10 protein-coding genes are annotated in these 12203 nt (G+C 71.9%); 8 read left to right on the top strand and 2 right to left on the bottom strand.

Going from position 1 to position 12203, the window contains the following annotated elements; all coding sequences use genetic code 11:
* Nucleotides 1-232: 232 nt before the first annotated feature.
* Nucleotides 233-2014 (top strand): glycosyl hydrolase family 18 protein, encoded by a 1782-nt coding sequence (locus tag ACWCYO_RS06740; protein ID WP_449783605.1) that lies wholly within the window; start codon nt 233-235, stop codon nt 2012-2014.
* A gap of 109 nt (nt 2015-2123) precedes the next feature.
* On the opposite strand, the gene ACWCYO_RS06745 is transcribed toward ACWCYO_RS06740, so the two are convergent.
* The gene (locus tag ACWCYO_RS06745) at nt 2124-2708 is read right to left on the bottom strand and encodes a MarR family winged helix-turn-helix transcriptional regulator (protein ID WP_270147169.1); all 585 of its coding nucleotides are present in this window, start codon (nt 2706-2708) and stop codon (nt 2124-2126) included.
* Between the two features lie 154 nt (nt 2709-2862).
* On the opposite strand from ACWCYO_RS06745, the gene ACWCYO_RS06750 reads away from it, so the two are divergent.
* The 4 genes from ACWCYO_RS06750 to ACWCYO_RS06765 all read left to right on the top strand — a co-directional run bounded on the left by ACWCYO_RS06750 (nt 2863) and on the right by ACWCYO_RS06765 (nt 7551).
* The gene (locus ACWCYO_RS06750; RefSeq protein WP_270147171.1) at nt 2863-4170 is read left to right on the top strand and encodes an MFS transporter; all 1308 of its coding nucleotides are present in this window, start codon (nt 2863-2865) and stop codon (nt 4168-4170) included.
* A gap of 189 nt (nt 4171-4359) precedes the next feature.
* Nucleotides 4360-5976 (top strand): dolichyl-phosphate-mannose--protein mannosyltransferase, encoded by a 1617-nt coding sequence (locus tag ACWCYO_RS06755; RefSeq protein ID WP_449783606.1) that lies wholly within the window; start codon nt 4360-4362, stop codon nt 5974-5976.
* Nucleotides 5976-6758: an ABC transporter permease gene (locus ACWCYO_RS06760; RefSeq protein ID WP_270147174.1), complete on the top strand. Its 783-nt coding sequence runs from the start codon at nt 5976-5978 to the stop codon at nt 6756-6758. Before ACWCYO_RS06755 ends, ACWCYO_RS06760 begins: the two co-directional genes overlap by 1 nt.
* 208 nt (nt 6759-6966) lie before the next feature.
* Complete coding sequence (locus ACWCYO_RS06765) at nt 6967-7551, top strand: TMEM165/GDT1 family protein (RefSeq protein ID WP_270147175.1); 585 nt, start codon at nt 6967-6969, stop codon at nt 7549-7551.
* 43 nt (nt 7552-7594) lie between these two features.
* Here ACWCYO_RS06765 and ACWCYO_RS06770 read toward each other — a convergent pair whose 3' ends face one another.
* A complete protein-coding gene (locus ACWCYO_RS06770; protein ID WP_449783607.1) occupies nt 7595-8689 on the bottom strand; it encodes a peptidoglycan-binding protein in 1095 nt (364 codons plus the stop codon).
* Between the two features lie 300 nt (nt 8690-8989).
* On the opposite strand from ACWCYO_RS06770, the gene ACWCYO_RS06775 reads away from it, so the two are divergent.
* The 3 genes from ACWCYO_RS06775 (at nt 8990) to ACWCYO_RS06785 (ending at nt 12158) form a co-directional block, all read left to right on the top strand.
* On the top strand, nt 8990-11065 hold the full coding sequence (locus tag ACWCYO_RS06775; RefSeq protein ID WP_405000709.1) for an MDR family MFS transporter: 2076 nt from the start codon (nt 8990-8992) through the stop codon (nt 11063-11065).
* Nucleotides 11066-11626: 561 nt separating this feature from the next.
* Complete coding sequence (locus ACWCYO_RS06780) at nt 11627-11773, top strand: antibiotic biosynthesis monooxygenase family protein (RefSeq protein ID WP_405000710.1); 147 nt, start codon at nt 11627-11629, stop codon at nt 11771-11773.
* Nucleotides 11774-11831: 58 nt separating this feature from the next.
* A complete protein-coding gene (locus ACWCYO_RS06785; RefSeq protein ID WP_270147179.1) occupies nt 11832-12158 on the top strand; it encodes an antibiotic biosynthesis monooxygenase family protein in 327 nt (108 codons plus the stop codon).
* Nucleotides 12159-12203 lie beyond the last annotated feature (45 nt).

Here is a 12203-nt window from a genome sequence, read left to right on the forward strand (position 1 = left end):
GAGTTGGTCTAGTCCATTTTTATTGCCCAGGTGCAGGGAGCCCCTGAACCGGCGTCACCGGCCTCGCGTCGGGGGCGCCGGTTCGGCGCATCCCGGTGTCCGCCAGTGTCCGTCAAGGCCTGCTCGCTCGATTCCCCACCCCTTGATCTGTCATGTCCCGGTCGTCCGGCCCCACCCCGGACGTGCGACCCCGCCGGGCGACGGAACCCCCACACCCAGGAGTCACGCACCCATGCTGCGCTCACGCATTGAAAGGGCCGGGTCCCCGGCTCCGGACGGGCCCCGCCGGCGCCGTTCGAAGAGCCTGGCCGCCGTCGCGGCCGGCACCACCGCCTCCCTGCTGCTCGGCGCGGGCCTCGCGCTGTCCGGCGGCGGCGCGGCCAACGCCGCGACCACCAACTCCACCGGCGCGGCCGCCACCAGCGGCGGCATCAAGGTCGCCTACTTCGACCAGTGGTCGGTCTACGCGAACGCGTACTACCCGAAGACGATCCAGGACACCGGCGTGGCCGGGAAGCTGGACTACCTGATCTACGACTTCGCCAACATCTCCCCGACCGACCTGGGCTGTTTCGAGGCCACCAAGGCCGCCGACACCAACGACAACAACCCCAACGCCGGTGACGGCGCGGGTGACGCCTTCGCCGACTACCAGAAGAGCTTCGGCGCGGACATCTCGGTGGACGGCGTCGGCGACGTCTGGAACCAGCCGATCGCGGGCAACTTCAACCAGCTGAAGAAGCTGAAGGCGAAGAACCCCAACCTCAAGGTCCTGCTCTCGATCGGTGGTTGGACCTACTCCAAGTACTTCTCGTCGGCGGCCGCCACGGACGCCTCGCGCAAGCACCTGGTCTCGTCCTGCATCGACATGTTCATCAAGGGCAACCTCCCGTCCGACGCCGGCTACGGCGGCCCGGGCACGGGCGCCGGCATCTTCGACGGCATCGACATCGACTGGGAGTACCCGGGCGGCGGCGGCCACACCGGCAACATCTCCAGCCCGGCCGACAAGCAGGACTTCACCCTGCTGCTGCAGGAGTTCCGCAACCAGCTGGACGCCCAGGGCAAGGCCGACAACAAGACCTACGCCCTGTCGGCGGCGGTCGGCGCCGGTCAGGACAAGATCATGAACGTCGAGACCGACAAGATCGGTCAGTACCTGACCTTCCTCGACGTCATGACCTACGACATGCACGGCGGTTGGGACCCGCAGGGCCCGACCAACCACCAGGCCCCGCTGTACTCCGGCCCGAACGACCCGTCCACCCCGGCCAAACCGGGCAATGGCAAGTACTCGATCGACAACGCCATCAAGGCGTGGACGGTCGGCGACGCCCAGTACGGCATCCCCGGCGGCTTCCCGGCCAACAAGATCAACATGGGCGTGCCGTTCTACTACCGCGGCTGGACCGGCGTCCAGAACAACGGCAGGAACGGCCTCTTCCAGCCCGCCACCGCCCCGGCGGCCGGCGCCGCGATGTCCGGCAACGTCCCGGGCATCCAGATGTACAAGGAGCTGACCGGCTTCGTCGACAACCCGGCCAAGACCTTCTGGGACGACGACGCCAAGGCGACCTACTTCTACGACGGCACCACCTTCTGGAGCGGTGAGGACACCCGGTCCATCCAGGCCAAGCTCGACTACGCGCACTGCAACGGCCTCGGCGGCTCCTTCGCCTTCTCGCTGTACGACCTGGGCACCAACACCACCCTGTTCGACAAGATGGTGAGCGCCACCAACGGCTCCGCCGCCGGCTGCCCGGCCCCGCCGACCGGCACCCCGACGCCGACCCAGACCCCGACCGGCACCCCGACCGGCACCCCGACCGGCACCCCGACCCCGCCGGCCACCTGCTCGGGCGCCCCGAGCTGGAACGCGAGCACCGTGTACGCGGCCGCCGGCACCAAGGTCTCGTGGAAGGGCCACTACTACACCAACAAGTGGTGGACTCAGGGCGAGGACCCGACCCAGAGCGGCCAGTGGGGCGTCTGGGCCGACGACGGTCCCTGCTGAGCGGCTGGCCGCCCGAGGACCTGACGGGCCTCGCAGCACCTGAACGAGCACGGGTCCGGCCCGTCGGGGAACACCCCCGGCGGGCCGGACCCGTGCGTTTCGACAAGCCCTACGGCGCCAGACCGGCCGTGCGCCCGAGCGCGTCCGGCTGGCTCTCCTCGATCCGCCGCAGCATCCGGGCCAGCAGGCCGGACAGCACGGCGCGCTCCTCGCCCGCGAGGTCCTGCAGCAGTTCCTCCTCGAACACCGCCGCCATCCGCATCGACTCCAGCCACTTGTCGCGGCCGTTCTCGGTCAGCTCGATGATCACCCGCACCCGGTTGGACTCGTCCCGCTCCCGGGTGACCAGGCCGTCGGCCACCATCCGGTCGATCCGGTGGGTCATCGCGGCCGGCGTGAGCCCCAGCCGCTTGGCCAGCTCGCCCGGCCCCAACCGGTACGGGCTGCCGCTCACCACCAGCGCCTTGAGCACCTCCCACTCGGCGGAGGTGATTCCGAGCACGGTCAGCTGCCGGTCGTACGCCACGCCCATCCGCCGGGAGACCCGGTTGAGGGTCTGCACGATCGTCTCGACCTGAGGGTCGACGGTGGGGAACTCCCGCTGGTACAGGGCCACTTGCTCGGCGATGCCGAACTCCAGCGGAGTGGCCCGCGGGGGCTTGTCGGCAGCCGGCGACGGCTTGTCCGTAGTCATGCGCACCAGTGTCGCACGGGCGTGCACTCCTTAAGCCTTTGACTCCGCACTCTTCTGGTGCTAAGACTTTATCTCGTCAAACTTTAGCTCTGAAATCTTCCGGTCTTAAGAGTTCAACTCGACAGTCCGGACGAACCAGGAAGGGATGTGCACGGTGACCGGCACGGTGAAGCAGCAGAGGCGGCAGCGGCGTGGAGCGGGCGGCCCGCTGCGCCGCGTCCAGATCGGCAACGCGCTCAGTGCGTTCGGCAGCGGGTTCACGATGCCGTACATGTTCGTGTACGTGGACCAGGTGCGCGGGCTGGGTTCGCTGGCGGCCGGGATGGTGTTCACCGTCTTCGCGCTGGCGGCGCTCGCCGTCCTGCCGTTCACCGGGCGCGGCATCGACCGGTACGGTCCCCGTCCGGTGCTGCTGGCGGGCGCGGGCCTGGCCGCCACCGGCGCGTTCGCCTTCGGCCACGCCACCGGCACGCCGGCCCTGCTGGTCTCCTCGTTCCTGTTCGGCGCGGGTGTCACCACCTGCCAGCCGGCGCTCGCCACGATGATCGTCCGCTGCTCGACGGCGGCGACCCGCTCGCACGCCTTCGCGCTGCAGTTCACCCTGGTCAACCTGGGCATGGGCATCGGCGCGCTGGTCGGCGGGCAGATCGTGAACGTCGCCGACCCGGCCAGCCTCACCCGGCTGTTCACCATCGAGGCGGCCACCTTCCTCGGCCTGGCCCTGGTCACCGGCACCGCACGGATGCCCAAGGTCCAGCTGAGCGTCGTCCAGCAGAAGACCGACGGCCCGACCGGCCTGCGCGCCCTGCTCGCCGACAAGGCGATGGTGCGGCTCGGCATCCTCGCCGGGCTGATCTTCTTCACCTGCTACGGCCAGTTCGAGTCCGGTGTCGCGGCCTTCGCCACCGACACCGTGGGCACCGCGCCGTCCACCCTGGGCTTCGCGATCGGTGCCAACGCGGTGACCATCGTGGTGCTGCAGATGTTCATGGTGCGCATCACCGCGCGCCGCCGCCGCACCACCGCGATGGCCGCGGCCGGCGTGGTCTGGCTCGGCGCCTGGGCGATGGCCCTGGTGGCCGGCCTGATCCGGACCGAGACCATGGCCGCCACGGTCGCCATCGTCTCGATCTACGCCCTGTTCGGCGTCGGCGAGTCGCTGCTGGCGCCCACCATGGGCCCGATGGTCGCGGACCTCGCCCCGGCCCGGCTGCTCGGCACCTACAACGCCGGCTACGCGCTGGTGAAGCAGATCGCGATCGCGGTCGGCCCGGCCGTCGGCGTGCTGCTGGTCGGCTCCGGCACCTGGCCGCTCTACCTCGCGGCCATGGCGGGCTCGACGCTGCTGATCATCCTGCTGGCGCTGCGGTTGCGCCCGCACCTCACGGCTGAGCAGGACAACGCGGCCCCGGCCGTGGTCCGCACCACGGCCCCGGTCCGGGAGCTGCAGACCGCCGCCTGACAGCGCCCACAACGGTGTTCGATACGGGCGCCGACCAGGTCACCTGGTCGGCGCCCGTCGCGCTTGGCTTCCCGGGCACCGCCACATAGTGTCAGTGACTGTTGACCGCCCGGCCCCGGCTCGGGCAGCAGACCCGGGCCCGGCGCGACACACCCGCGGGTCCCGTAGACAGGCGAAATCAGCGAGGCTATGACGCAAGCGGCGCTCACGCACCCCCCGGCGGCCCCGGACACCGCCGAACCGGACCCGGCACCGGCCCCGCGCGGGCTGCTGCGCTGGGCCGCCGACCGCTCCGGCTGGCTCGGCCCGATCGGCGTCGCACTCTTCGCCGGCCTGCTGCGGTTCTGGCACCTCGGCTACCCCAACGCCTTCGTCTTCGACGAGACCTACTACCCCAAGGACGCCTGGTCCCTGCTCCAGCAGGGCTACGAGGGCACCTGGCCCGATCACGCCAACACCGACGTCCTGGCCGTCCCGCAGTCCATCCCGCTCAGCTCCGCGCCCGAGTTCATCGCCCACCCGCCGCTCGGCAAATGGGTGATGACGATCGGCGAGCAGCTGTTCGGGCTGCACCCCTTCGGCTGGCGGTTCATGACCGCCCTGCTCGGCACCGTCACCGTGCTGATGCTGGCCCGGATCGGTCGTCGGCTCTTCGGCTCCACCCTGGTCGGCTGCACCGCCGCCCTGCTGATGTCCGTCGACGGCCTCCAGCTGGTGATGAGCCGGGTCGGCCTGCTCGACGGCATCCAGATGTTCTTCGTGCTCGCCTCCTTCGGCGCCCTGCTGATCGACCGCGACCACGCCCGGGCCAGGCTGGCCGCGGCCACCGACGGCGACACCGTGCGGCTCGGGCTGCGCCCCTGGCGGATCGCCGCCGGGGTGCTCGTCGGCGCCGCCTGCGCGGTCAAGTGGAACGGCGCCCCGATCCTCGCCGCCTTCGGCGTCCTGACCGTGCTGTGGGACCAGTCCGGCCGTCGCGGCGCCGGCGCCCGCCACCCCTGGCGGTCCATGCTGCGCCGGGACGCCCTCCCCGCCTTCCTCGCCATGGTCGGCTCCGCCCTGGTGGTGTACGTCGGCGCCTGGAGCGGCTGGCTGGCCAGCGGCGCGAACGGCGAGGGCGGCTACGACCGGCACTGGGCGGACGGCCGCGCCGGGCTCTCCCCGGACCACGCCTTCGGCATCCCGCTGCCGCAGGTCCCGATGAGCTGGGTGCCGGCGCCGCTGCGCAGCCTGTGGCACTACCACTCGCAGATGTACGACTTCAATACCGGGCTGAGCACCCCGCACACCTACCAGTCCAACCCCTTCGCCTGGCTGGTCGACGGCCGCCCGGTCTCGATGTACTGGGAGCAGGTCCCGAACGGGACCCGCGGCTGCACCTCCTCCGGCGGCTGCGCGGCGCAGATCCTGGGCCTGGGCACCCCGTTCCTGTGGTGGGCGGCCTGCTTCGCGCTGGTCTACCTGCTGTGGCGCTGGTTCTTCCGCCGGGACTGGCGCTCCGGCGCCGTGCTGTGCGCGGTGGCCGGGATCTACCTGCCGTGGTTCCAGTACCAGCAGCGGACGATCTTCTCCTTCTACATGGTCGTGCTGGTGCCGTTCCTGTGCCTGGCGGTCGCCCAGATGCTCGGCGCGATCCTCGGCCCGGCGGGCTGCAGCCCCGAGCGCCGCCGGTACGGGGCGATCGGGGCCGGGCTGGTGGTGCTCGCGATCGTCGGCTGCTTCGCCTTCTTCTATCCGCTGTACACGGCGGAGGTGATCCCGATGTCGTCCTGGCAGGACCGGATGTGGTTCACCAGCTGGATCTGATGCCGGTTCCGCTGGCGGCGTCCGGCGGGCAGCTGCTGCCGGTCACCCCGGTGCTCGGGGTGGTCACCGCGGCGCTGCTGCTGGCCGCCGTGGCGGTGGCCGGGTGGGGGCTGCTCGGTCACGGGCGGGCGGTGGCGCTGGCCGGGCTGCGGGCGGTCGTCCAGCTGGCGGCCGTCGCCGCGGTGATCACCTGGGTGGTCGGCTCGCTGTGGTCGTCGGCGCTGTTCGTGCTGCTGATGTTCACCGTCGCGGTGCGCACGGCCGGGCGGCGGATGACCCCGGGCCCCGGCTGGGTCTGGGCGGCCGCCCCGATCGGGGCCGGGGTGCTGCCGGTGCTCGCCCTGCTGCTGGGCGTCGGACTGCTGCCGGCCAAGGGCCTGTCGGTGATCCCGGTCGCCGGCATCCTGATCGGCGGCGCGCTCACGGCCACCTCGCTCGCCGGGCGGCGCGCCCTGGACGAGCTGCGGCAGCGGCGCGGCGAGGTGGAGGCGGCGCTGGCGCTCGGCTTCGAGGAGCGGGACGCGCGGCTGGAGATCTGTCGTACGGCGGCCGCGACCTCGCTGGTCCCGGCGCTGGACCAGACCCGGACGGTCGGTCTGGTCACCCTGCCCGGCGCCTTCGTCGGGATGCTGCTCGGCGGTGCCTCGCCGGTCCAGGCGGGGGCGGTGCAGCTGTTCGTGCTGATCGGGCTGCTGGCGGTGGAGTCGGTGGCGATCGTGGTGGTGCTGGAGGTGGTCGGGCGCGGTCTGGTGACGGCGGGGGCGGTCGGCGGCGTCGGGTAGGCTGGAGCGCGTTGAAGGGGAGTAGCCCTCCACCGGACCGTCGACATACTGGCCCCCAGGGGCCCGGCGCCCGGGGCACCGCTCGGTTGGCGGCTGCCGGCGAGACCTTCGGCCGTAGTGCTGTGACCGTTTACCAGCGCTGTCGGGCCGAAGCGTCCCCTGACGGACCTGCGGAGGCCGGACAGCCCGACCGAGGGATTTTCCTCCGATGAGTTTGACCGTTGCCGCGTTGACGTTCGGCATCATCTTCCTGGCCGAACTGCCGGACAAGACGGCGCTGGCCAGCCTGGTGCTCGGCACCAGGTTCCGGGCGAGCTACGTCTTCGCGGGCGTCGCCGCCGCCATGCTGGTCCAGGTGGTGCTGGCGGTGGTCGCCGGGCACCTGCTCTCGCTGCTGCCGCACCGCTGGGTGGAGGGTGTCACCGGGGTGCTGTTCCTGGTCGGCGCGGCGATGCTGCTGTTCCACGGCGGCGAGGACGAGGACGAGCACGCCGCCAAGGAGCCGTCCTCGAACAGCTTCTGGAAGGTGGCCGGGACGAGCTTCGTGGTCGTCGCGGTCGCCGAGTTCGGTGACCTGACCCAGATCATGACCGCCAACCTGGCCGCCAAGTACGCCGATCCGCTGGCCGTCGGGATCGGCTCCTGGCTGGCGCTGTGCGCGGTCGGCGGGATCGCCATCGTGGGCGGGCAGAAGCTGCTCAAGCACGTGCCGATGAAGCTGATCATCCGGGTGGCGGCGGCGATCATGCTGGTGCTGGCCGGGTTCAGCATCTTCGGGGCGATCACCGGCTGACGGCTGGCGACCGGTGCCCGGCGGCGCGGCTCGGCGGCGCGGTTCAGCAGCCCGGGTCGGCGGTGAGGACGGCCTGGGTCTTGGGGCCGTAGACGCCGTTCTCGCCCTTGATGTGGTTCTCGCCCTGGTACTGCTGCAGCGTCGTCCGGGTCCAGTAGTCGAAGGTGCCGGAGACGATCGACTTGTCGACGAATCCGCACTCGGCGTTGTAGAGCAGCTGCTGCATCGCCCGGACGTCCGGCCCGCTCATCCCGAGCTGGAGCAGCCGCGGGGTCGGGGTGGGCGTCGGAGTCGGGGTGGGCGTCGGGGTCGGCGTGGGCGTCGGGGTGGGGGTCGGCGTCGCCGAGTGGGTCGGGGTGGGGGTGGGCGTCCTGGTCGGGCTGGGCTTGGCCGTCCGGGTGGGGGTCGGGCTCGGCGCGTCGGTGGTCGGCGCCAGGGCGCTGGTCGTCGGAGCGGCCAGCGTCGGCGGGTCCACCGGGGCGGGCGCGAGGGTGGTGACCGGCACCGGCTCCGCCTGGCGGGCCGGTGCGGCGGAGGGCGTGACGGCGTAGGCGAGGCCCACGGTCAGCGCCAGCAGGCCCGCGCCGACGCCCGCGATCAGGCCCTTGTGCCGGGCGAGCGGGCTGCGCTCGGCCTGCTCGGCGGCCCGTCGCGCGGCCCGTCCGCCGACGGGGGCGGAGCCCGGCTCGGGGGCCCCGTTGCCGAACGGGAAGTAGCCGAGCTCGTCCCCGGCGCCGGGCTGGACGGGCTGGACGGGCGGGACGGGCGGGACCGTCGGCAGGGCGGTGGTGGCGGACGTGGCGCCGACCGCGTACGCGTCCGGCGCGGGGCCGGGGACGGGTGGCAGGACGGTCGTCGCGTAGGCGTCCGCGTCCGGCCCGAGCGGCGGCGTGCCCGGCCGGCCCGGCTGGCGCGGCTGGCCCGGCGGGACGGGCGGCAGGACGGCGGTCGCGAACGGGTCGGCGGCCGGCGGCTGCTCGTCCACGACCTGCCCGGGCATCTGCGGCACGTACGGGCGGACCAGCGGCGGGCCCTCCAGGTGGGGGAGGACGGTGGTCTCGTCGAGGCTCCGGTCCGGGAGGCAGCCGCACCCGGTGGAGCGGTCGGTACCGCACGTCGGGCAGTGCTGGTCCGGCATCGGCCGGCCCTCCTCGGTTCTCGGGTCTCGCGATCGGGCCTGATCATGCGGGCCTGATTATGCAGGACGTCCCGGAGGGTGGACAGCGGCGTCAGGCCCCAGGCGGGCGTGTTGTCCGGTTGGTGGTGGTTGGACCCGGGGAAACCGCCGGAGCCCGCAGGACGGGCCCGGTGCTTACGTTCGGCTCAACCGGGCGGCACAAAGCGGGACATATCTGCCAGCATGGGAAGCCGGGAGTGATCGTCCACCGGGGCGTCCGGTCGTCCGGCCCCGCAACCCCGCGACCCCTACGGAGACGCCATGACGGATCCGCTCGCCGCGTCCGACCGGGGCCCGGCGCCCGCGCCCGGCCCGCCGGAGGTCACCGCCCCCAACCTCTGGGTGCCGATCGGCGCCCTGCTGCTGGCGATGCTGCTCGCCGCCCTCGACCAGACCATCGTCTCCACCGCCCTGCCCACCATCGTCAGCGACCTCGGCGGCCTGGAGCACCTGTCCTGGGTGGTCACCGCCTACCTGCTGGCCTCCACCGCCGCCACCCCGCTCTGGGGCAAGCTCGGCGACATGTACGGCCGGAAGCGGTTCTTCCAGGCCTCCATCGTGATCTTCCTGATCGGCTCGGTGCTCTGCGGACTCGCCCAGGACATGGGCGAGTTGATCGCCTTCCGGGCGCTCCAGGGCCTGGGCGGCGGCGGGTTGATGGTGCTCTCCCAGGCGATCGTCGGAGACCTCGTCGCACCCCGGGACCGCGGCAAGTACCAGGGCGTCTTCGGCGCCGTCTTCGGCGTCACCAGCGTGCTCGGACCGCTGCTCGGCGGCCTGTTCGTGGACCACCTCAGCTGGCGCTGGGTGTTCTACGTCAACCTGCCGATCGGCGTGGTCGCCCTGGTGGTGATCGCCGCGGTGCTGCACGGCCTGGAGGTCCGGCGCGAGCACCGGATCGACTACCTCGGCACCGCGCTGATCGCCGCCGTCGCCACCTGCCTGGTGCTGATGACCTCGCTCGGCGGCACCACCTGGGCCTGGAGTTCCTGGCAGGTCGTCGGCCTGGGAGTGCTCGGACTGGTGCTGCTGCTCGCCTTCGTCGAGGTGGAGCGGACGGCCGTCGAACCCGTGCTGCCGCTGCGGCTGTTCCGCTCGCGGACCTTCAGCCTGGTCGCGGTGATCTCCTTCGTGGTCGGCTTCGCGATGTTCGGGGCCCTCACCTACCTGCCGACCTTCCTCCAGGTCGTCCAGCAGGTCTCGCCCACCCTGTCCGGCATCCACATGCTGCCGATGGTGCTCGGCATGCTGCTCACCTCGATCGGCTCCGGTCAGATCGTCGCCCGCACCGGCCACTACCGGATCTTCCCGATCGCCGGGACGGCCGTCACCACGATCGGGCTGCTGCTGCTCTCCCGGCTGGACGAGCACAGCGGCACCGCCGAGATGAGCCTCTACTTCCTGGTCTTCGGCCTCGGGCTGGGCCTGGTGATGCAGGTGCTGGTGCTGATCGTGCAGAACTCGGTCGGCTACCAGGACCTCGGCGTGGCCACCGCCGGCGCCACCTTCTTCCGCTCCATCGGCGCCTCCTTCGGCGTCTCCATCTTCGGGACGATCTTCGCCAGCGGCCTGCGCTCCCGGCTCGCCGACGCCCTCGCCGGGCAGCCGCTCCCGCCCGGCTTCCGGGCGGAACAGATCACCGCCGACCCCCGCCTGATCACCCGGCTGCCGGCCGCCGTCCAGGCCGGGGTCCACCACGCGTACGCCGAGTCGATCACCCGGGTGTTCCTGTACGCGGTGCCGGTCGCGCTGCTCGCCTTCGTGCTGTCGCTGTTCCTGCGGGAACAGAAGCTGCGCTCCACGGTGACCGCGCCCGACCTGAGCGAGTCCATCGGGATCAACCCCGTCGAGCGGTCCTCCCTGGACGAGATCGCCCGCGCCCTGTCCGTCCTGAGCAGCCGGGAGGCCCGGCACGACCTGTTCCGGCGGATCACCGCCACCGCCGGCCTCGACCTGCTGCCCACCTCCAGCTGGCTGCTGCTCCAGATGCACCACCACGGCTCGGTGGAGCCCGCCGAACTCGCCGAGCGGCGGATCGTCCCGATCGCCGTCGTCGAGGAGGCCGTCCGGGAGGTGGAGAGCCGGGGCCTCGCCGCCCGGACCGACAACCTGCCGCTACGGCTCACCGAGGCGGGAGAGGAGGCGGCGCTGCGGCTGGTCGCGGCCCGGCGCACCCAGTTGGCGGAACTGCTGGGGGACTGGGACGAGCAGCAGTACGACGACCTCGCCGAACTGCTCACCCGGCTCAGCACCGCCCTGTGCGCCGACCGGCGCGACCGCCCGGACCCGCCCCTCGGCCCCCAGCCGCCGTACCAGGGGGAGGGACGGTCGTTCTAGGGCCCGCCGGGTGGTCCAGGGGCGCCGAACCAGTGAGGGGTTGTGAGCTGTTCGGCCGCGAGTGAGCGGGAGTGCACGTGAGGGCGCACGCGTTGCGCGCTCGCGCCCTGCGGATCGGGTTCGATCCGGTGGCTGCGGTGGCGTCGAGCTCGCGATCTGGGACGCCGGGAACGGCGCCGGCGTGCGGGGCTCCCTCTCCACCGGAGCGATGGTTCGGGACCTCCCCGTCGCCTCCGGCCGTGCCCACTTGGCCGGGTCGTGAGGGAACCGGCCTCCCGGGGCGGACCACGCACGTGGGGGCACCTCCCGGCCGCCAGGCTGGGGGAGCGTGTCGCCCAGCGGGGTTGAGTACGCCGGGGACCAGTGCGCCCAAGACCGTTCGGGGCGTGCGGCTCATCGGGATCCACTCCCGATCAGTCCAGAGGAACGGTGCGAGCCGGAACGGGCCCCGGGGGGCGAGCTGCCGCAGGCCGTGAGGTGAAGGAGACTGCTGACCGCAGGCAGCAACCGGGCCGGCGGCCGCGCCGTACGCGGGGCCCCGGCGGATCAGTGAGGAGCGGCATGTCCGTCGTCAAGATCAACGTCCTGACGGTGCCCACCGAACAGCGCGAGGTGCTGGAACAGCGCTTCGCCCACCGTGCGCACGCGGTCGAAGGCTCCGACGGCTTCGAGTGGTTCGAACTGCTCCGCCCGCAACAGGTTCGTTGATGTACCTCTGAGGCGCCGGTCCGTTGCCTGTCCTGTTAGTTGAGGCAGGATGGACCCCATGAGCGTAGTCAAGATCAACGTACTGACCGTTCCCGCCGAGCAGCGCGAGGTGCTGGAGCAGCGCTTCGCCCACCGTGCGCACGCCGTCGAAGGCTCCGACGGTTTCGAGTGGTTCGAACTGCTCCGCCCGGTCGAGGGCACTGACAACTACCTCGTCTACACGCGCTGGCGCGACGAGGAGTCCTTCCAAGCCTGGATGGAGGGCCCCATGAAGTCGGCCCACCAGAACGGCGGTGAGGGCGAGGCTCCCAAGCGCCCCGCCGCCTCCGGCTCCACCCTTTGGTCCTTCGACGTCGTCCAGTCGGCCGGTCCCAAGAACGCCTAAGTCACTCCCGCTGCTCTCCCTTTCGTGCTTCGGGCCCTTCCCCTG

It is taken from the genome of Kitasatospora sp. NPDC001683 (assembly GCF_053596495.1).